This window comes from Corynebacterium marinum DSM 44953 (assembly GCF_000835165.1).
In the GTDB taxonomy this organism is placed as follows: domain Bacteria; phylum Actinomycetota; class Actinomycetes; order Mycobacteriales; family Mycobacteriaceae; genus Corynebacterium; species Corynebacterium marinum.
Genome location: NZ_CP007790.1, coordinates 885,030 through 904,366 on the forward strand (window position 1 = coordinate 885,030; position 19,337 = coordinate 904,366).

Sequence of the window (19,337 nt, forward strand, 5' to 3'; positions counted from 1 at the left end):
GCGTGGCCGTCATTGACGCCCGGGGCCTGGGCTGGCGGCACGCCTCCCGGGTGGCCCCGGCGATCCGCGGCATCGACCTGCGCGTGGAGCGGGGGGAGCGGATCCTGCTCACCGGGGACTCCGGTGCCGGGAAGTCCACCCTGCTCGCCGCCCTCGCCGGCGTCCTCGGCGGGGAGGAGGACGGGGAAATGGCCGGTTCCCTCACCGTCGCCGGAACCGTGGGCATGGTGCTGCAGGACCCGGACTCCCAGGTCATCGCCTCTCGCGTGGGAGACGACGTCGCCTTCGGGTGCGAGAACCTGCGGGTGCCGCGCGAGGAGATCTGGCCGCGGGTTCGTCGCGCGCTGGAGCTGGTGGGGTTGAACCTGCCGCTGGACCACCCGACCCGGCACCTGTCGGGCGGGCAGAAACAACGGCTGGCGCTGGCCGGCGTCATGGCCATGGGCGCGGACCTCATCCTGCTCGATGAGCCGACCGCGAACCTCGACCCGGCGGGCCAGCGGGAGATCGTCGGGGCGGTCGCCCGGATCGCGGCGGAGACTGACGCCGCCCTCATCGTCGCCGAGCACCGCCCCCGCCTGTGGAGCGGCATCGTCGACCGTTTCCTCCACCTCTCCCCGGAGGGGCTGTCGGAGGTGCGCGAGGAGGATCTCCCCGCCCCGCCGGCGCTGCCCGCCGCCCGTGGGGTGCCGGCTGGGGCACCCGTGGCCGTCGAAGCCCGTGACCTCCTTCCCGAGTGGGGTCCGCCGCGTTCGCTGCGGCTGAGCGAGGGCTCCTCCACCGTCATCACCGGCCCCAACGGCGTGGGCAAGTCGACGTTGGCGCTCACGCTCGCCGGGTTGACGGAACCGAAGGGCGGCGCCCTGACCTATTCGGATCACCTGGCCCGGGGGCTGCGCACCCCGCCGCACCGCTGGTCCTCAAGACAGCTCGCCGACCGGGTGGGCTTCGTGTTCCAGGACCCGGAGCACCAGTTCGTCGCGCGCACCGTCGGGGAGGAGATGGCAGTGTCCGGCGGAGCGCAGGCGCGCATCGACGACTTGCTCACCCGCCTGCGCCTGGACCATCTGTCGGCCGCCAACCCCTTCACCCTTTCGGGCGGCGAGAAGCGCCGCCTGTCGGTGGCCACAGCGCTGGTGAACACCCCGGGCCTGCTCGTCCTGGACGAGCCGACCTTCGGCCAGGACGCCCGTACCTTCGTCGAGCTGGTCGGACTCATCCGGGAGCTCACCGACCAGGGGGTGACGGTCGTGTCGATCACCCACGACGAGCTCTACCTGCACGCGCTGGGCGACCACGAGGTGGCGCTGACATGATCAACGTCCTCGAGGGCATCAACCCCGTCACCCGCATCCTCGGGCTCATCCTGCTGACCACCCCGCTGCTGCTGTCGGTGGACCTCGTCTCCGCGGCGGCGGCGCTGGGCTTCACTCTCCTGGCCGCCCCGCTGTGCGGCGTGGGCTGGTTCCGGCTGGTGCGCCGCGGTTGGCCGGTCCTCCTCGCCGCGCCCCTGGCCGCCATCCCCATGGCGCTCTACGGACGGCCGGAGGGGGAGACGTACTTCCAGTTCCTCATGGTCCACGTGACGGACAACTCCCTGTCCCTGGCGGCGGCGATCTTCGTGCGTGTCCTGGCGGTCGGCCTGCCGGTCATCGTGCTCTCCGAGGGGGTGGACCCGACGGACCTCGGCGACGGCCTGGCCCAGGTTCTGCGGCTGCCCGAGCGTTTCGTCCTGGGGGCGGTGGCGGCCTCCCGGCTGATCTCCCTGTTCCAGGACGACCTGGCGTCGATGCGCCGCGCGCGACGTTCCCGCGGTATCGCCGACCAGGGGCGGATCCGCTACGGGCTGACGCTCGCCTTCGGTCTCCTCGTGCTCTCGCTGCGGCGCGGCTCGAAACTGGCCACCGCGATGGAGGCCCGCGGTTTCGGCCGGGTCGCCGACCACGGCCGCACCTGGGCCCGGGAATCCCGGCTGCACGCCCGGGACTTCGCGGTCCTGGCGGTGTGCCTGCTGGCGTCGGTCTCTGCGGTCGCCGTGGCGGTGGCGCTCGGGAGCTTCCGTTTCCTGGGTGTGGCATGAGCAGGCTGACGGTGCTTGTCGACGGCCCGTCCGGGGCGGGGAAGACGACCTTCGCCGCGGCGGTGGCCCGGCGCACCGGGCTCCGGGTGGTCCATCTGGACGACTTCTACCCGGGATGGTCGGGTCTGTCCGCCGCCTCCCGCATGGTCGCCGATGACGTCCTGCACCCGACCAGTCCCGGTTACCGGCGCTGGGACTGGGTGAGCGGGGCGCCCGCGGACTGGGTGCCGCTGGATCCGGGGGAGTCCCTGATCGTCGAGGGGGTCGGGTCGGTCACGGAGGCGTCGGTCGCCGCGGCCGGAGCTCTCGGCGAGGTGCTGACCGTGCGCATCAACGCACCCGCCCAGGTGCGCCGCACCCGCGCGCTCACCCGGGACACCGGATACGCACCTTATTGGGATATGTGGGCCCGTCAGGAGGATCAGCATTTCAGCGCCCACGGCCGGGTCCCGGTGGATTTCGAGTTGGAGTGGTGACCGCCCGGAACCCCGCGGTCAGTGCCGTTTGAGATCTTTCACGGCCGGCCCTTCGAGGAGACGGCCGCCGGCGGTGAAACGGGAGCCGTGCAGGGGGCAGTCCCAGGACTCTTCCGCCCCGTTCCAGGCCAACGTCCCGCCCATATGCGGACAGACCAGTGAGACGCGGCAGGTCCGCCCGTCCACGAAAGCCTCGCCGACCGGATGAATTCCCTCCCGGAAGACCGCCGCGCCGTTGTCCTCGGCGGTCGAATCATCCGGGGCGTCACCCCGGTGGCCGCCCGACCCGGTGAGGGTGCGCGCCAGATTACGGATTTCGGAGACAGGGGCGGAGGCCTGCCTGGACAATGTGGTCTTCAACGTTCCGGACACGGAGGGACTGCCGAACGTGAGCTGCGGAGGGCGGCCCTGGAGGAGATCGGCGAGCTGCAGCGCCGCTGCGGGAGCCGCCGCCAGCCCCCACTTGCTGTACCCGCCGGCGAACAGGACCCGGCCCCCGCCCCAGTGGAGGGTCTCCACGTGGGGGACCATCCCGACGGGGTGATAGTCCTGCGCCGACCAGGCGTGGGTGCGGCGCGCGCCGGGGAAATGCCGCATCGTCCATTCGGTGAGCGTGTCGACGTGTTCAGCTGTGGGGCGGAAATCGCCCGTCCGGTGCCCCTGGCCGCCCACCAGAAGCCTGGTTCTGTCCCCGTCGGTGTAGGTGCGCAGTGAGATGGTCGGTGACTCCGCGGAGATCCACATCCCCTCGGGGATCTCCACGGCTGGGTCGGGGTCGAAGGCGCAGAGGTAGGAACGCTGTGGAACCAGCTCCATGGTTGTGGCCCGTTTGTCCGTGATCGGGGTGGCCGTGGCGAGCACGGCCTGCCGGGCCGTCAGCGGGCCCAGGGAGGTGGTCAGGCGGACCCGGTCCGTGTCCGCCCGGACGCCGGTGACCCGGACGTGCTCCGTGACGGTGCCCCCGGCTAAGTTCACCGCCCTGACCAGGGCGGCCAGCAGGTGGGTGGGGTTGAGCTGGAGCTGGCCGGGTAGTTCGACGGCTGCGTGGACGGGGAAGGGGGCCGGGAGGCTGTCATGGAGGACAGTGGGCAGGCCCAGCGCCTGCGCCGTCTGGTGCTCTGCCTCCACGTTCTCGATACCGCTGTCGGTGGCCGCGAAAGTCACGGCGGTGGCGGCCTGCGTGCTCACCCCCTGCTCCCGGCAGAAATCCCGCAGCCAGTTGAGCCCGGCCTGGTTTGCCTGCAGATAATCCGCTGCGAGTTCCCGGCTGTGGGTCTGCGCCAGAGTCGACAGCCTTGTGCCCTGCAGCACGGTCGCTTTGGCCGTGGTCGCCCCGCTGGCGCCTGCGCCGACGGTGCGGGCTTCGAGAACCGCGACACTGAGTCCCTCCCGGGCGGCGAGGAGGGCGGCGATCAGCCCGGTGAAACCTGCCCCGACGACCGCGAGGTCCACCCGGCGGTCGGTCGGGAGCGGGGAAGTGGGGTAGGTGGGTGCGTCATCCCGCCACAGTGGGCTGTTCATTTCCCCTCACCTGACAGGCAGATGGAGGGGCGGGTCCGGGTCCGGTCCGGGTGCACGTCAGCGTTCATGTCAGTGTCCTCGTTGTCGGTTCGTGCCCTGTGGCGGTCCGTGTCGGCCGGGCGGTTCCGCCCCGGGCCCCCAGTAGGTGATGGCAGTCACATAAATCCCGGCTTTGAGCGTACTCGCGGAGCGCCCCCTTGGGGAGGGGGTTGATGCCGCGGAACCGGCCCCCCTTGCCGCGGGCGGGCCTCCGGGCGGGGGTGGCTGAGGGTAGGCAGGGTGGTGGGAGAAGTCCCGCCGAGCAGGACTAAAGATATTTCCTATTAAGTTTGGAGGTGAAAACTATGTGACCCCTCCCGCTCCGCAGACTTTCTGTGTTGCATGTCACCGAGTAGGCTGAGTGCAACCTGAATCGTATGACCCTTGATCTGGAGGTTCCACCTATGGCGCTCACTAAGAAGACGATCAGCCTGCTCGCCACCACCACCCTGGCGTTCGGGCTCGTGTCGTGCTCCGATTCCGGCGATGGGGCCTCGGGCGGTGACGGCGGCGGAAACTACGTCCTCGCAAACGGCACCGAGCCGCAGAACCCGCTCATCCCCTCGAATACCAACGAGGTCGGCGGCGGCAACATCGTCGACCTGATCTACTCCGGCCTCGTCTACTACGACGCGGAAGGTGAGATCCACAACGAGATGGCGGAGTCCATCGAGCCGGAGGGGGAGAAGGGCTACCGCGTCACCCTGAAGGACGGCTGGACCTTCTCCGACGGCACCGAGATCACCGCCCAGCATTTCGTGGACACCTGGAACCACGCGGTCAAGAGCTCCCACCTCTCGGCCTACTTCTTCGAGCCGATCCTCGGCTACGAGGAGGGCGCGGAATCCATGGAGGGCCTGCAGGTCGTCGACGACAAGACCTTCACCATTGAGCTCAACCAGCCCGAGGCAGACTTCCCGATGCGGCTGGGCTACTCCGCCTTCTACCCCCTGCCGGACGAGGCGCGCGAGGATGAGGCAGCCTTCGGCGAAAACCCGAACGGAAACGGCCCCTACAAGCTGGCCGAGTGGAACCACAACCAGGACGCCACGGTCGTCCCCGACGAGAACTACCAGGGTGAGCGCACCCCGCAGAACGACGGCATCAAGTTCGTCTTCTACGCGCAGCAGGACGCCGCCTACAACGACCTCCTGGCCGGCAACCTGGACACCCTGGACGCCATCCCCGACACCGCGTTCTCCACCTTCCAGGACGAGCTCGGCGACCGTGCCGTGAACGAGCCCTCCGCCGTCTTCCAGTCCTTCACCATCCCGGAGAGCCTTGACCACTGGGGTGGCGAGGAGGGCAAGCTGCGCCGGCAGGCCATCTCCCACGCCATCAACCGCGAGGAGATCACCGACGCGATCTTCCAGGGCACCCGCACGCCGGCCACCGACTTCACCTCTCCGGTCCTGCCGGGCTACGACGGTGAGATCCCGGGCAACGAGGTCCTGAACTACGACGCCGAGCGGGCCCGTGAGCTGTGGGCCCAGGCCGATGAAATCGCCCCGTTCACCGGCGAGTTCACCCTCTCCTACAACTCCGACGGCGGCCACCAGGCCTGGGTCGACGCCGTGACGAACTCCATCCGCAACACCCTGGGGATCGAGGCCGTGGGCAGCCCGTACCCGGACTTCAAGTCGCTGCGCGACGACGTCACCGGACGCACCATCCAGGGCGCCTTCCGCACCGGCTGGCAGGCGGACTACCCCTCCAGCGGCAACTTCCTCGGCCCGCTCTACGGCACCGGCGCCGGCTCCAACGACGGCGACTACTCCAACCCGGAGTTCGACGCCAAGCTGGCGGAGGCCGCCCGCGCCGGGTCCACGGAGGACGCCGCGCGAATCTACAATGAGGCGCAGGAGATTCTCTTCCAGGATCTGCCGGCCATCCCGCTGTGGTACTCCAACGTCGCCGGCGGTTACAGCGAGAACGTCGACAATGTCGTCTTCTCCTGGAAGTCCGTCCCCGTGTACTACGACATCACCAAGAACTAGCCCCCTGATGCCCTGCGACGGCTGATACCCGCGTGACGCGCAGCGCGTCACGCGGGTATCAGCCTGTCCGGCCACCCATCACCCTGAAGGAATAGTTATGTTGCGCTACATCGGGCGACGGCTGCTCCAGATGATCCCCGTGTTCTTCGGGGCCACGCTCCTCATCTACGCACTCGTCTTCCTCATGCCCGGCGACCCGGTCCAGGCCCTCGGCGGCGACCGGGGATTGTCCGAGGCCGCCCGCGCCCGCATCGAGGCGGAGTACAACCTGGACAAACCCTTCCTCGTCCAGTACCTGCTCTATCTCAAGGGTATTTTCACCCTCGATTTCGGCACCACCTTCTCCGGGCAGCCCGTCTCCGACGTCATGGCCCGCGCCTTCCCCGTCACCATCAAACTCGCCGTCATGGCGCTGGTTTTCGAGGCCTTCTTCGGCATCCTCTTCGGCGTGATCGCGGGAGTCCGCCGCGGCGGCATCTTCGACTCCACCGTCCTGGTGATGTCCCTGATCGTCATCGCCGTGCCCAGCTTCGTCATCGGTTTCGTGCTCCAGTTCCTCGTCGGAGTGAAGTGGGGGATACTCCCCGTCACGGTCGGCTCCCGGGAGACGTTCACCTCGCTGCTCATGCCGGCGGTGGTGCTGGGAGCGGTGTCCTTCGCCTACGTCCTGCGGCTGACCCGCCAGTCCGTCAGCGAGAACCTGCGCGCCGACTACGTCCGCACCGCCCGCGCCAAGGGCCTGAGCAACGGGCAGGTGATGAGCCGGCACGTGCTGCGCAACTCGCTCATCCCCGTCGCCACCTTCCTCGGCGCGGACCTGGGCGCGCTCATGGGCGGCGCCATCGTCACCGAGGGCATCTTCGCCATCAACGGTGTCGGTGGCACCATTTACCAGGCGATCATCAAGGGCGAGCCGACGACCGTCGTGTCCTTCACCACGGTCCTCGTCATCGTCTACATCGTCGCCAACCTCATCGTGGACCTGATCTACGCCGTGCTCGACCCGAGGATCCGCTATGCCTGACATGAACCGAAACGTCGCTAACCCGGCCGGCGAGGACGACCTCCTGGCCACCCGCCACCCCGCCCCGCGTCCGGGGCAGGACCACTTCATCGCCGACACCGACGAGACCGGCCTGGGCGCCGTCGACGCCGTCGCCGACGAGTCCGCGCCGTCGTCCATGTGGGGCGAGGCGTGGCGGCACCTGCGCCGCCGACCCCTGTTCTGGGTGTCCGCCCTCCTCATCCTCGTGGCGGTGCTCATGGCCGTTGTCCCGCAGCTGTTCACCTCCGTCGACCCGCGCGCCTGCACGCTCTCCGACTCTTTGGGAGGACCGCAGGCGGGCCACCCCTTCGGCTTCGACCGTCAGGGCTGCGACATCTACTCGCGCACCATCTACGGCGCCCGCGCCTCGGTGTCGGTGGGGCTGCTCACCACAGCGCTGGTGGTGGTCATCGGCACCTTCATCGGTGCGATCGCCGGTTACTTCGGCGGAATCCTGGACACCCTGCTCTCCCGCGTGACGGACATCTTCTTTGCGATCCCGCTGGTGCTGGCCGCCATCGTGGTCATGCAGATGTTCAAAGACCACCGCACCATCATCACCGTCGTGCTCGTTCTGGGGCTCTTCGGCTGGACCAACATCGCGCGCATCACCCGCGGCGCCGTCATGGGGGTGAAGAACGAGGAGTACGTCACCGCCGCCCGCGCGCTCGGCGCCTCGCGCTTCAAGATCCTGGCCAGCCACATCATGCCCAACGCGGCTGCCCCGATCATCGTCTACGCCACAGTGGCGTTGGGCACCTTCATCGTCGCGGAGGCCACCCTGTCGTTCCTGGGCATCGGCCTGCCACCGTCGATCGTCAGCTGGGGCGGGGACATCTCCGCCGCGCAGGCCTCGCTGCGCACCGCCCCGATGGTCCTGTTCTACCCGGCTATGGCGCTCGCGCTCACTGTCCTGAGCTTCATCATGCTCGGCGACGTCGTCCGCGACGCCCTCGACCCGAAGGCGAGGAAGCGATGACCGAGAACGCCACCCCCCTGCTGGAACTGAAGGACGTGAAGATCTCCTTCACCTCCTCCACCGGCGTCGTCGAGGCCGTCCGCGGCATCAACATGGCCGTCTACCCGGGCCAGTCCGTCGCCATCGTGGGAGAGTCCGGCTCCGGCAAGTCCACTGCGGCCATGTCGATCCTGGGGCTGCTGCCCGGCTCCGGCAAGGTCACCGGCGGGCAGATCCTGTTCAACGGCGAGGACATCACCGGCCTGGGCGACAAGGAAATGCAGCGCTTCCGCGGCTCCGAGATCGGGCTGGTCCCCCAGGACCCGATGTCCAACCTCAACCCGGTGTGGCGCGTGGGCACCCAGGTCGCGGAGAGCCTGCGGGCGAACAACGTGGTCAAGGGCTCCGAGGTGGGCGCGCGCGTCCAGGAGCTGCTCGAGGAGGCGGGACTCCCGGACGCCGGGCGCATCGCGCGGCAGTACCCGCACGAGTTCTCCGGCGGCATGCGCCAGCGGGCGCTCATCGCGATGGGCCTGGCGGCCCGCCCGAAGCTGCTCATCGCCGACGAACCGACCTCGGCACTGGACGTCACCGTGCAGAAGAAGATCCTCGACCACCTGGGCACCCTTACCGAGGAACTCGGCACCGCCGTGCTGTTCATCACCCACGACCTGGGCCTGGCGGCCGAACGCGCCGAACACCTCGTGGTGATGCACCGCGGCCGCATCGTCGAGTCCGGCCCCAGCATGCAGATCCTCCGGGACCCGCAGCACCCCTACACCCGCCGGCTGGTGAAGGCGGCGCCCTCGCTGGCGTCGGCACGCATCCAGTCGGCCCTGGCGGCCGGTGTCGAGTCCGCGGAGCTGGTGGCCCACGGGCGGGAGGCGAAGACGCAGGAGGTCATCCGGGTGGAGAACCTCACCAAGGTCTTCGGGGAGAAAACCGCCGTCGACGACGTCAGTTTCACCCTGCGCAAGGGCACCACCCTGGCGCTGGTCGGCGAGTCTGGTTCCGGCAAGTCCACCGTGGCGAACATGGTGCTCAACCTGCTGGAACCCACCAGCGGTAAAGTCCTCTACCAGGGCACCGACCTGTCGACGCTGGGCAACCGCGAGCTCTTCGAGATGCGCCGGAAGATGCAGGTGGTATTCCAGAACCCCTACGGTTCGCTGGACCCGATGTTCTCCATCTACCGGTGCATCGAGGAACCCCTCGCCCTGCACGGGGTCGGCGGGCGCAAGGAACGGGAGAACCGCGTCGCGGAACTGCTCGACATGGTCGCCATGCCGCGCTCCGCCATGCGGCGGTTCCCCAACGAGTTGTCCGGTGGCCAGCGCCAGCGCATCGCCATCGCCCGGGCGCTGGCGCTCAATCCGGAGGTGCTGGTCCTGGACGAGGCCGTCTCCGCGCTCGATGTGCTGGTGCAGAACCAGATCATCCAGCTGCTCGCGGAACTCCAGGAGGAGCTCGACCTGTCCTACCTGTTCATCACGCACGACCTCGCCGTCGTCCGGCAGATGGCGGACGATGTGGTCGTCATGAAGCAGGGCGCGATCGTCGAGCAGGGCACGGCGGACGAGATCTTCGCCGATCCGCGCGAAGAGTACACCCGGGACCTGATCACCTCCGTCCCCGGCCTGAACATCGAGCTGGGCACGGGGGCGAACCTCGGCCTGGCGGGGGACGGGACACCCTCCGCCGGCGGCGCCTGACCCCGCTGCGCGCCCCGGCCCCGCCACCTGGACTGTTCAGGTGGCGGGGCCGGGGCGTACGCGGGGAGCTCAGGCCTGCGGGTCCAGGACCACCTTGATGCAGCCGTCGGTCTTCTTCTGGAACATCTCGTAGGCCCCCGGCGCCTCGTCGATGGGCAGGCGGTGAGTCACCAGATCATCCACCCCGAGCGGGTCGGCCGGATCCTCCACCAGAGGGAGCAGGTCGTCGATCCAGGCCTTGACGTTCGCCTGCCCCATGCGCAGCTGGATCTGCTTGTCGAAGAGCGTGAGCATCGGCAGGGGGCTGGCCTCCCCGCCGTACACCCCGCTGAGGGAGACGGTGCCGCCGCGGCGCACCAGGTCGATGGAGGAGTGGAGGGCGGCCAGGCGGTCGATCCCGGCGTGTTCCATCATCTTCCGGCCCAGCGCGTCGGGGAGGAGTCCGACCGCGGTGTGGGCGGCCTTCGCGATGGGCGAGCCGTGGGCCTCCATGCCCACCGCGTCGATGACGGCGTCGGGGCCGCGGCCCTCGGTGGCGTCGCGGATCTCGTCGTTGGTGTCGGAGGTGAAGTCGAGGACCTCGACGCCGTTGCGGGCGGCCATGGCCCGCCGCTCGAGCACCGGGTCGACGCCGAAGACCCGCGCACCCAGGTGCAGGCCGATGCGGGCGGCCATCTGGCCGATCGGGCCGAGACCGTAGACCGCGAGAGTGCCGCCTTTCGGGACGTCCGCGTACTGGACAGCCTGCCACGCGGTGGGGAGGACGTCGCTGAGGAAGAGGTAGCGGTGGTCGGGCAGATCCTCGCCGATCTTGACCGGTCCGAAGTCCGCGTGCGGGACCCGCAGATACTGGGCCTGCCCGCCGGGCACCGAACCGTAGAGGCGGGAGTAGCCGAACAGCCGCGCTCCGGTTCCCTGCTCCCTGACCTGCGTGGTCTCGCACTGGGAGTAGAGCTTGCGGTCGCACATCCAGCAGCGGCCGCAGGCGATGGTGAAGGGGACGACCACGCGGTCGCCCACCTTGAGGTTGGAGGCGGAGCCGGCCTCCACGACCCGGCCCATCGGTTCATGCCCGATGATGTCGCCGGCGTCCATGTAGGGGCCGAGGACCTCGTAGAGGTGGAGGTCGGAGCCGCAGATGGCGGTGGAGGTGACCTCGATGATCGCGTCGTTGTCCTGTTGGAGGACGGGGTCCGGGACGTTGTCCACGCTGACGTTCCGCTTGCCCTGCCAGGTGACTGCCTTCATGATTGCTCCTTATGCGGTGGGGGTGGTGTGGTCGGCGACGGTGCTTTCCCGCATGAGCTCGTGGAGCAGCTCGAGGGAGCGTCGCCGGGCTTGCGCGAGGACGTCCCCGGGGTCGCCGTCGAAATGGTGCAGTTCGGTGCGGGTCCTGCCCCGCACGCGCGCGGCGATCCAGGTCGTGCCGGGCGGCTGCCCCTCCTGTTCACCGGGGCCGCCGCAGCCGGAGGCCGCGACTGCCGCGTCCGCGCCCATGAGCTTCGCGACGCCCGCGGCCATCGCCTCCACCGCGGTTTCGCTGATCACCGGCTGCCCCTCGGGCACGCCCAGGACGTCGTACTTGACGCGGGTCTGGTAGCTGACCACGCTGCCGGCGAACCAGTCGGAGGAGTCCTCCGCGGCGGCGAGCGCGGTCGCGATCTGTCCACCGGTCAACGATTCTGCGGTGGCGACGGTGAAGCCGTGCTTCTTCGCCAGTTCGGCGACGGCGGCCGCGGCGGTCTTTCCGCCTGGTGTGGAGTCGGACATGTCTGCGCCTTCCTCAATCCGTCAGTCCCAGAAGGTGTCCCGGTCGTCGCGCAGCGCGCGTTCACGGGCGTAGGCGTGGACCCCGTCCAGGGTCGCAGTCTGCCTGTCGCTGGTCTCGACCAGCCGGTCGAAGACCTCCTCGTCCAGGCCCAGTTGAGGCGAAAGTTCGCGGAGCGTCTCCCACACGCCCTTCTTGCCGGCCACGGCGGAGCGCATGAGTTCGGCCTCCAGCAGCAGGGTCATGGGGGAGCGTTGGACGACCCGCCCGTTGAGCTTGAGACGTCCGGCGCGCTCAGCTGCCCAGGCCGCGGCCTGGCGGTAGGGCCGCCGCGGGAAACCGAGGTCGTCGATGATGTTGCGCAGCAGCTCCCGGTCGGCGCGGATCTCGTCGGCCAGCGAGGCCAGATCCGCGTACACCGGGGTGTCCACGAAGTCCTCCGCCATCCGCTCGATGCGGTTGACTCCGGCGGTGGCACCCGTGAGGTGGTCGGACAGGTACAGCCCGAGCAGGTCCTTCGTCAGTTCCTCGGGCAGGTCCTCCGGGCCGTCCTCCGGCGCGGACCCCGCACCCGACCGGGCCCCGGCCTTCGCCGGTTCCCCGGTCACGGTAACGAGGCGTTCGTCCTTGTCCCGCGGGTGCAGCGAGGGAGAGGGGTGGCCGTGACCCTCGACGATGGCGTCGATGAGCTCCTGCAGCGCGTCCACGGCGGAGACCTGCGGGCGCCACCCCAGCTCCTCGGCGGCCCGGGAGTTGTCCATGAGCGGAACCTGCATGCCCATGTCCAGCCAGCCGGCGTCGGCGGGGACGATGCCCGCCTTGTGGGCGGCGGCGAGAGCGGCACGGACAATCCCCGGCGGAACCTCCATGACGCGGCCGTGGTCGATGACGTCGGCGAGTTCCTGCGGACCCAGGACGTCGTCGGCGCAGATGTTGAAGGTGCCGGGCACCTGCCGGACCGCGGCCGCCACGTAGGCGCGCCCGATGTCGTCGGCGTGCACCGCCTGCAGGAGCAGGCCCTTGGGCACTGTCAGGGCGGGCAACCGGCCGGCCTTGAGCAGCTGAAGCGGCATGGCGCCGCCCAGGAAGTAGCGCTGGACCTCCGATGCGGCATCCGCCTGGAAGATCAGTCCCGGTCGGAGCCGGGTGACGGCCACCTCCGGGTGCTCCGCGGCGAAGGCGTCCAGCACCTTCTCCTGGGCGGCCTTGTCCACACTGTAGTGCGAGGAGTCGATGCCGCCTGCGGGGAAGGACTCGTCGCGCAGCGGCGGTTCCCCGCCGCCGGAACGTGCCTCGTCGGGTGAGTACGCGCCCACGGAGGAGGCGGCGACCAGGTGGGGGACGCCTGCCCGGGCGACCGCCTCCGTGACGCGCCGGGTGCCCTCCACGTTGACCCGGCGCAGCAGCTCGCGCTGGTCGTTGGGCTGGATGAGCCAGGCCAGGTGGATGACGGAGTCCGCGCCGCGGAACACCTCGGTGAGCTGCTCGACGGCGTCGTCGGAGGTGGAGGCCGCGGCGATGTCGATGGAGTGCCACTCGCAACCCTCGTAGGGTTCCACCCCCGGATCGGGCAGACGCCGGGCAACGGCAACGATTCCGGTGACCTCGGAGGTCTGATGGAGAGCCCGCAGGACCGCGGTTCCGGCATTTCCAGTGGCGCCGACAACGACAATTTTCATGGTTCTCGCTCCAGAATCGGTGGGGTGCTGTCACCTCCGAGGAAACGGGAAAATCCTGCGTTTTTCAAGGAGTTCGGGTGTTTTCCCTGCTTAACGAAGTAGCTCGACCTTATGGGTTGAGTGACCGGCCTCACGCATGGTCGTCGCATGGTCGTCGCGGGCGAGGTCCTTCGGGGCCGGCCGCCGGGGACGCCTGCCGGGGACGCCTGCTGGGGACGCCTGCCGGGGACGCCTGCCGGGGACGCCTGCCGGGGACGGAAACATCCCGCCTCCGGGCTGGCCGGCGGCGGGATGTTGGAGTTCTGGCTGGTGCGGATCAGTAGTTCGCGGGCGGGTCGCTCGCGGGGAAGGAATCCTCGCCCCACTCTTCGACGAGTTCGTCGGTGTCGGCGCCCGGGCGCTTGCCCGGGTTGCCGGGATCGGTCTCCTCTGCGACGGTCTGATCCTCGAGCTCCTGCTCGACGATGCCGGGTTCCTCGTTTTGCTTCGGGTCGTGGCTCATGGTCAGGTCCCTTCTGTCAGCGGCACAGTCCCCGGAGGGTGCGGCGTGCGCCGCGGTGTGCTCGTGGGAAAGTTTAGTGATCCGGCGGGATCGGCGCCGGGGAGGTCAGAGGATTTCGTCGATGGCTTCGGTGGGGCGGGCGATGCGCACACCCTTCTCCGTCACCACGAACGGGCGCTCGATCAGCCGCGGGTGGGCGGCCATTGCGGCGAGCAGCTCGTCGTCCGGCGTGGCGGGGGAGAGGCCGAGTTCCCGGTACTCGGCCTCCTTCGTGCGCACGGCGTCGTGGACTGCGATTCCGGCGGCGCCGATGAGCTCGCGGAGCTTCTCGACGCTCGGCGGCGCGTCCAGGTAGCGGATGATCTCCGGCTCGATCCCTCTGTCCCGCAGGCGCTCAAGGGCCTGGCGGGACTTGGAGCAGCGGGGGTTGTGGTAGATCGTCGTCATGCCACAACCCTAACGCCGGCTCAGTAGTTGGCGGGCGGGTCGCTGGCGGGGAAGGACTCCTGGCCCCACTCCTCGGCGAGCTCCTGCTTCTGCTCGGGGCTTTCCTTGCCCGGGTTCTCCGGGTGGTTGTGCTGGTAAGGCTTGTCCTCGGGGAACTCCCAGACATGGCCCTTGCTGGTTGCGTCGTTGCTGTCCACGGCGTGTCCTTTCCATCGTTTTCAAAGGGGTGAATCGATTTCGGGAGCGACGGACGGTCCGGGATGGCGTCCGGGACTGTTCGTTGTGCCCAATTCCGAGCCTACCCCTGTTGTGTGCGCGGGGACACAGTTATCGGGCTATTCAGCGGGGACCATGTCGATCTCATCCGCCCACGTCAGCTCGATGCCGAGGGTGCGCAGCCACTCCATAGCGTCGTCGTGGTGGCGCGTGATCCCTTCCACGGCGTTGAGGGTGACGTCGATGGCGCGCTCGGCCTCTGCGGCGGTGATCAGACCGGCGGAGGTCGCGGCGGCGAGCTCGTCTATGTCCTGCACGTCGATGGGTTCGCCGGTGACGGAGACCAGGTCGACGTAGAGGTCGCGGGTGGACCATACGCCGCCGTCGACGTGGATGTCGGCGACGTCGAAGTAGAAGTCCTGCCGCTCGTCGACGCCGTCCCGGAAGTGGAAGATATTGGCCCGCAGGCCGAGCTTGGGCAGAAGCCAGGATTCGAGGTAGCCGAAACGCGGGTGGTTCGCCCCGCGGGCCATGTACAGGCCGAAGTCGGTGAGCCGGTAGGTGTCCACCTCCCGGAGGTGCCCCTTGGGATCGATGTTGATCCGGTCGGTGGTGTTGAAGGTCTCTTGCTTGACCGGATGAAGATCAGCTGCCATGACGGTTACCTCGCATCGATGATTGCGGCTGTGGGCAGGAACGAGCACGTTGTGTCCTCGGTCCGGACGGCGCCCGAGACGATCGCGACGACAGTGCCGTTACCGGTGTCGGCGGTGCCGGAGAGGGTGGCCGGACCGTCCGGGTTGATGCCGTAGTTGCCCAGGGGGGTGACGCCGTTGCGCAGGGTGTCCAGGTTGAACCAGGTGACGTTCATGCCGCCCTGCTCGGGCAGCGCCGGTGCGGTGCCCAGGGCGGTGAACACGAAGGCGGTCTGGCCTGCGGCAGCGCCGGGCGCGGGAATCTCCGCCGGGCCGGGGACGGCGATGGCGGTGCCCACGGCGTCGAGTTCGCCGCCGATGCAGGAGCCGGCGACCGTGGGCCAGTAGAACTGGGTGAAGACGGGGGCGTTCTCGGGCAACGGCGGGCCGCCGTCACCGTTGTCTCCGACGCTGAAGGCGAGCGCGCTCAAGATCGCGTCGCGCATCTGGGCGGGCAGCCACGGCTGGTTGGCGAAGTCCCTGATCTGAGCCTGGGTCTGCGGGGTCGGGCGGCCGAGTTGGTCGAGCGGGTTCTGTGAGGATGCCGGGGACGAGATCTGGGCGGACGCCGCGGCGGGGCTGATGCTGAGGCCGAGTGCGCTGACGGCGGTCAGTGCGACGGCTGCTGCAGCTGTCCGGACGGCGGTTCTCCGTGCGATGGATCCCACAGGCGGGTCCTCTTTCCTGAACTCAAGGCGGTACGGCGGTTGTGTCGGCGGTGATCATCCCGGCCACAATCGCAACATTGGTAACAGTAGTTTCGTTACCCAACAATATTCACTTGCGTGACGCAGTCAACCGGAACGGCGGAATAGCCCGGAAACTGCTCCGCCCGGCTATTCCTTGTTTCGGGGAAGGAAACCGAATCGTTACACGACGGCGGAAAATCTTCGCCGGAGCAGGGATAAGTCATCCGACGGTGTGACCCCGACCCCTCGATGGTGCGCTACACCAATATTGCGGGTATCGTCAACGGCTGTTCACCATCGCGTGCCCGGTGACTGTCGGCCGCGATCCCTTTTTTTAGGAGCAGCCCACTCGTGTCCCATCCTGAGTTCCGCAACGTCGCCATCGTCGCACACGTCGACCACGGCAAAACCACCCTCGTCAACTCCATGCTGGAGCAGTCCGGCGTGTTCGACGACCACGGTGGTGTCACTGACCGCGTGATGGACTCCGGTGATCTCGAACGCGAGAAGGGCATCACCATCCTGGCCAAGAACACCGCCGTGCGCCGCAAGGGTGCCGGCAAGGACGGCCGGGACCTCATCATCAACGTCATCGACACCCCGGGCCACGCCGACTTCGGCGGCGAGGTCGAGCGCGCGCTGTCCATGGTCGACGGCGTCGTCCTCCTGGTCGACGCTTCCGAGGGTCCCCTCCCGCAGACCCGTTTCGTGCTGGGCAAGGCCCTGGCGGCGAAGATGCCGGTGATCATCCTGGTCAACAAGACCGACCGCGCCGACGCCCGCATCGACGAGGTCGTCTCGGATTCCCAGGACCTGCTCCTGGAGCTCGCCTCATCCCTCGAGGACGAGGAGGCCGCCGCGGCTGCCGAAACCCTGCTCGACCTGCCCGTCCTCTACGCCTCCGGCCGCGAGGGCAAGGCCTCCACTGAGAACCCCGGCAACGGCAACGTCCCGGATGCTGAGGACCTTCAGGCCCTGTTCGACGTCATCTACAACGTCCTTCCGGAGCCGTCCGCGGACCTCGAGGCGCCGCTGCAGGCCCACGTGACCAACCTGGACTCCTCCTCCTTCCTCGGCCGTATCGGCCTGGTCCGCATCTTCGCCGGCTCCCTGAAGAAGGGCCAGCAGGTCGCCTGGATCCACTACGACGACGAGGGCAACCAGCACACCAAGACCGTCAAGATCGCCGAGCTGCTGCGCACCGTCGGTGTGACCCGCCAGCCCACCGATGAGGTCGTCGCCGGCGATATCGCCGCGATCTCCGGCATCGACGAGATCATGATCGGCGATACCCTCGCTGATCTGGCACACCCGGTGGCCCTGCCCCGGATCACTGTCGACGAGCCTGCCATCTCCATGACCATCGGCGTGAACACCTCCCCGCTGGCCGGTCGCGGCGGCGGCGACAAGCTCACCGCCCGCATGGTCAAGGCCCGCCTGGACAACGAGCTCATCGGCAACGTGTCCATCCGCGTCCTCCCGACCGAGCGCCCCGACACCTGGGAGGTGCAGGGCCGAGGCGAGATGGCGCTGTCGATCCTGGTGGAGACGATGCGCCGCGAAGGCTTCGAGCTTACCGTGGGCAAGCCGCAGGTGGTCACCCAGACCATCGACGGCAAGATCCACGAGCCCTACGAGCACATGATCATCGATGTGCCCTCCGAGCACCAGGGCGCCGTCACCCAGCTCATGGCCGCCCGTAAGGGCCAGATGACCGCCATGGACACCGGCTCCGGCGACTGGGTGCGCATGGAATTCGACGTGCCCGCCCGCGGGCTCATCGGCTTCCGCACCACCTTCATGACCGAGACCCGCGGTACCGGCATCGCCAACAGCTTCGGCATCGAGCTGCGCCCCTGGGCCGGCGAGATCAAGGGCCGTTCCTCCGGCTCCCTGGTCGCCGACCGTTCCGGCAAGATCACCGCTTTCGCCTTGCAGGGACTGTCCGACCGCGGCTCCTTCTTCGTGGAGCCGGGCACCGAGGCATACGAGGGCATGGTCGTCGGCGCGAACAACCGCGAGGAGGACATGGACGTCAACATCACCAAGGAAAAGAAGCTGACCAACATGCGTGCGGCCAGCGCCGACACCACGGTCACCCTCGCCAAGGCCCAGGCCCTGTCCCTGGACGAGGCCATGGAGTTCTGTGGCCAGGACGAGTGCGTGGAGGTCACTCCCGACGTCCTCCGTGTCCGCAAGCTCCACCTCGGGGCCACCGAGCGCGCCCGCGCCCGTTCCCGCGAGAAGAACCTCAACAAGTAGGAGACACGGCCGGCGGCGTCGGTCGGCACTGCGGCCCGGGAAGACCTAGGCTGCGTGCATGACCGCCTCCGGCCTTTCCCGCAGTCCCGTCGGCGTCGCGATCATGTTCGCGACCAACGGGGCTGTTTTCGCTTCCGTGCTCCCCTGGTACCCCACGCTCAAGCAGCAGTGGGGCCTCGACGACCTGGTCTTCGGCTTCGTCGTCGCGGCGTTCGCCGCCGGCTCGCTGGGTTCGACGGTGCTGCCCTCTCTGGCGGTCAGCCGTTTCGGTCCCCGCCGGGTGGTGTTCTGGGGAACCGTGGCGCTCGCGCTGCTGGTCGCCGGGGTCGGGTGGGCGCCCTCGGGCCTGGTCCTGGCGGTTCTGCTCCTGGGCGTCGGGCTTGCCGACGCCGTCGTGGACGTCTCCCAGAACGTCGCTGGTGTTCGGGTGGAGAGCCGGGGCAGACGGTCGATCCTGTCCTCCATGCACGCCTTCTGGTCCCTGGGGGCGGTGGCCGGAGGTGCCGTCGGCACCGCGGCGGCCAGCGCGGGGTGGGACATCCGTGCCCACCTGGCGGCTGTGGCGGTCTCGGTGATCGGCCTGGTCGCCCTCGCCGTGCTGCTGACAGGGCCGGTGCCTGCGGTTCCGGCCGCGGCGGACGGGCCCGGCGGCGTCGAGAAGCGGCCGTGCCCCGGATTCGGGCGGATCATGCTGGTCACGCTGCCGGTCGCGCTCCTGGCGACCTCGGGCACCATGGTGGAGGACATCGCCAACAACTGGGCCGGGTTGTCCTCGGTGGAGTTGGCCGGCGTCGCGGTCGGCGACGCGGGCGTGGCCTTCACCGTGGTGCTGGCGGCGCAGATGGTGGGGCGTTTCACCGGCGACCGGTTCATCGACCGCTTCGGCCGCGTCGCCGTCGCCCGGGCGGGCGGCGTGCTCATCGCCCTCGGTGGACTCGCTGTGGTGGCGGCATCAGATCCCGGGCTGTTGTATGCGGGATATGCTCTGGCCGGCTTCGGGTGCGCCACGCTCGTGCCCAGCGCCTTCGCCGCGGCGGCCCGGTTGCCCGGCGTCAGCGAAGGGGCGGGTGTCACTGCGGTGAGTTGGCTGATGCGCATCGGTTTCCTGGCCACCAGCCCGGTGCTGGGCGCATTGTCCGCCGCGACCAGCCTGCGCCGCGCGCTGCTGCTGCTCGTGGCGGCCGGAGTGGTGGTGGCGGTGCTCGCCCCGGCGCTGCGGAGCGGGCCCGCGCGTGCGCCTGGTACATAATG

18 protein-coding genes are annotated in these 19,337 nt (G+C 69.0%); 9 read left to right on the forward strand and 9 right to left on the reverse strand.

What is annotated here, in order from left to right:
* Positions 1 to 2: 2 nt before the first annotated feature.
* Genes B840_RS04355 through B840_RS04365 form a run of 3 tightly spaced genes read left to right on the forward strand, consistent with a single transcriptional unit; the run spans position 3 to position 2,556 of the window.
* Positions 3 to 1,316 carry an ABC transporter ATP-binding protein gene (locus B840_RS04355; protein ID WP_042621119.1) on the forward strand — a complete coding sequence of 438 codons (1,314 nt, stop codon included), beginning with the start codon at positions 3 to 5 and terminating at the stop codon, positions 1,314 to 1,316.
* Positions 1,316 to 2,080, forward strand: a complete 765-nt coding sequence (locus tag B840_RS04360) for an energy-coupling factor transporter transmembrane component T family protein (protein ID WP_042622518.1) — start codon at positions 1,316 to 1,318, stop codon at positions 2,078 to 2,080. Before B840_RS04355 ends, B840_RS04360 begins: the two co-directional genes overlap by 1 nt.
* The gene (locus B840_RS04365) at positions 2,077 to 2,556 is read left to right on the forward strand and encodes a nucleoside/nucleotide kinase family protein (RefSeq protein WP_042621120.1); all 480 of its coding nucleotides are present in this window, start codon (positions 2,077 to 2,079) and stop codon (positions 2,554 to 2,556) included. Before B840_RS04360 ends, B840_RS04365 begins: the two co-directional genes overlap by 4 nt.
* 18 nt (positions 2,557 to 2,574) lie before the next feature.
* Here the strand turns inward: B840_RS04365 and B840_RS04370 are convergent, their stop codons facing one another.
* A complete protein-coding gene (locus B840_RS04370) occupies positions 2,575 to 4,077 on the reverse strand; it encodes an FAD-dependent oxidoreductase (protein WP_042621121.1) in 1,503 nt (500 codons plus the stop codon).
* A gap of 443 nt (positions 4,078 to 4,520) precedes the next feature.
* Between B840_RS04370 and B840_RS04375 the strand changes: the two genes are divergently transcribed.
* The 4 genes from B840_RS04375 to B840_RS04390 all read left to right on the forward strand — a co-directional run bounded on the left by B840_RS04375 (position 4,521) and on the right by B840_RS04390 (position 9,828).
* Complete coding sequence (locus tag B840_RS04375; protein ID WP_042621122.1) at positions 4,521 to 6,113, forward strand: peptide ABC transporter substrate-binding protein; 1,593 nt, start codon at positions 4,521 to 4,523, stop codon at positions 6,111 to 6,113.
* 97 nt (positions 6,114 to 6,210) lie between these two features.
* Positions 6,211 to 7,137 (forward strand): ABC transporter permease, encoded by a 927-nt coding sequence (locus B840_RS04380; RefSeq protein WP_042621123.1) that lies wholly within the window; start codon positions 6,211 to 6,213, stop codon positions 7,135 to 7,137.
* Complete coding sequence (locus B840_RS04385; RefSeq protein ID WP_042621124.1) at positions 7,130 to 8,137, forward strand: ABC transporter permease; 1,008 nt, start codon at positions 7,130 to 7,132, stop codon at positions 8,135 to 8,137. Before B840_RS04380 ends, B840_RS04385 begins: the two co-directional genes overlap by 8 nt.
* Positions 8,134 to 9,828: a dipeptide ABC transporter ATP-binding protein gene (locus B840_RS04390; RefSeq protein ID WP_042621125.1), complete on the forward strand. Its 1,695-nt coding sequence runs from the start codon at positions 8,134 to 8,136 to the stop codon at positions 9,826 to 9,828. The genes B840_RS04385 and B840_RS04390 overlap by 4 nt, the downstream gene beginning before the upstream one ends.
* A gap of 69 nt (positions 9,829 to 9,897) precedes the next feature.
* On the opposite strand, the gene B840_RS04395 is transcribed toward B840_RS04390, so the two are convergent.
* The 8 genes from B840_RS04395 to B840_RS04425 form a co-directional block, all read right to left on the reverse strand.
* Positions 9,898 to 11,076: a zinc-dependent alcohol dehydrogenase gene (locus tag B840_RS04395; protein ID WP_042621126.1), complete on the reverse strand. Its 1,179-nt coding sequence runs from the start codon at positions 11,074 to 11,076 to the stop codon at positions 9,898 to 9,900.
* Positions 11,077 to 11,085: 9 nt separating this feature from the next.
* Complete coding sequence (locus B840_RS04400) at positions 11,086 to 11,598, reverse strand: CinA family protein (RefSeq protein WP_042621127.1); 513 nt, start codon at positions 11,596 to 11,598, stop codon at positions 11,086 to 11,088.
* Between the two features lie 21 nt (positions 11,599 to 11,619).
* Positions 11,620 to 13,275, reverse strand: a complete 1,656-nt coding sequence (locus B840_RS04405; RefSeq protein WP_042621128.1) for an NAD-dependent epimerase/dehydratase family protein — start codon at positions 13,273 to 13,275, stop codon at positions 11,620 to 11,622.
* Between the two features lie 316 nt (positions 13,276 to 13,591).
* Entirely contained in the window at positions 13,592 to 13,777 is a 186-nt protein-coding gene (locus tag B840_RS04410; RefSeq protein ID WP_042621129.1) for a hypothetical protein, read from the reverse strand.
* A 105-nt stretch (positions 13,778 to 13,882) separates the two neighbouring features.
* A complete protein-coding gene (arsC, locus tag B840_RS04415) occupies positions 13,883 to 14,224 on the reverse strand; it encodes an arsenate reductase (glutaredoxin) (RefSeq protein ID WP_042621130.1) in 342 nt (113 codons plus the stop codon).
* A gap of 20 nt (positions 14,225 to 14,244) precedes the next feature.
* On the reverse strand, positions 14,245 to 14,421 hold the full coding sequence (locus B840_RS13450) for a hypothetical protein (protein ID WP_156971838.1): 177 nt from the start codon (positions 14,419 to 14,421) through the stop codon (positions 14,245 to 14,247).
* A 138-nt stretch (positions 14,422 to 14,559) separates the two neighbouring features.
* Positions 14,560 to 15,096, reverse strand: a complete 537-nt coding sequence (locus B840_RS04420) for a ribonuclease FAU-1 family protein (protein ID WP_042621131.1) — start codon at positions 15,094 to 15,096, stop codon at positions 14,560 to 14,562.
* Positions 15,097 to 15,101: 5 nt separating this feature from the next.
* On the reverse strand, positions 15,102 to 15,803 hold the full coding sequence (locus B840_RS04425) for an Rv1157c family protein (protein ID WP_042621132.1): 702 nt from the start codon (positions 15,801 to 15,803) through the stop codon (positions 15,102 to 15,104).
* Between the two features lie 372 nt (positions 15,804 to 16,175).
* Here B840_RS04425 and typA point away from each other — a divergent pair, with 372 nt between their 5' ends.
* Both typA and B840_RS04435 read left to right on the forward strand, forming a co-directional pair.
* Complete coding sequence (gene typA / locus B840_RS04430) at positions 16,176 to 18,086, forward strand: translational GTPase TypA (RefSeq protein ID WP_042621133.1); 1,911 nt, start codon at positions 16,176 to 16,178, stop codon at positions 18,084 to 18,086.
* 58 nt (positions 18,087 to 18,144) lie between these two features.
* On the forward strand, positions 18,145 to 19,335 hold the full coding sequence (locus B840_RS04435; RefSeq protein WP_042621134.1) for an MFS transporter: 1,191 nt from the start codon (positions 18,145 to 18,147) through the stop codon (positions 19,333 to 19,335).
* Positions 19,336 to 19,337 lie beyond the last annotated feature (2 nt).

Bases quoted from the DNA above. Each gene is read 5' to 3' on its own strand.
- B840_RS04365 (WP_042621120.1), top strand. From the start codon at position 2,077: ATGAGCAGGCTGACGGTGCTTGTCGACGGCCCGTCCGGGGCGGGGAAG.
- B840_RS04370 (WP_042621121.1), bottom strand. From the start codon at position 4,077: ATGAACAGCCCACTGTGGCGGGATGACGCACCCACCTACCCCACTTCC.
- B840_RS04375 (WP_042621122.1), top strand. From the start codon at position 4,521: ATGGCGCTCACTAAGAAGACGATCAGCCTGCTCGCCACCACCACCCTG.
- B840_RS04380 (WP_042621123.1), top strand. From the start codon at position 6,211: ATGTTGCGCTACATCGGGCGACGGCTGCTCCAGATGATCCCCGTGTTC.
- B840_RS04385 (WP_042621124.1), top strand. From the start codon at position 7,130: ATGCCTGACATGAACCGAAACGTCGCTAACCCGGCCGGCGAGGACGAC.
- B840_RS04390 (WP_042621125.1), top strand. From the start codon at position 8,134: ATGACCGAGAACGCCACCCCCCTGCTGGAACTGAAGGACGTGAAGATC.
- B840_RS04395 (WP_042621126.1), bottom strand. From the start codon at position 11,076: ATGAAGGCAGTCACCTGGCAGGGCAAGCGGAACGTCAGCGTGGACAAC.
- B840_RS04400 (WP_042621127.1), bottom strand. From the start codon at position 11,598: ATGTCCGACTCCACACCAGGCGGAAAGACCGCCGCGGCCGCCGTCGCC.
- B840_RS04405 (WP_042621128.1), bottom strand. From the start codon at position 13,275: ATGAAAATTGTCGTTGTCGGCGCCACTGGAAATGCCGGAACCGCGGTC.
- B840_RS04410 (WP_042621129.1), bottom strand. From the start codon at position 13,777: ATGAGCCACGACCCGAAGCAAAACGAGGAACCCGGCATCGTCGAGCAG.
- arsC (WP_042621130.1), bottom strand. From the start codon at position 14,224: ATGACGACGATCTACCACAACCCCCGCTGCTCCAAGTCCCGCCAGGCC.
- B840_RS04420 (WP_042621131.1), bottom strand. From the start codon at position 15,096: ATGGCAGCTGATCTTCATCCGGTCAAGCAAGAGACCTTCAACACCACC.
- B840_RS04435 (WP_042621134.1), top strand. From the start codon at position 18,145: ATGACCGCCTCCGGCCTTTCCCGCAGTCCCGTCGGCGTCGCGATCATG.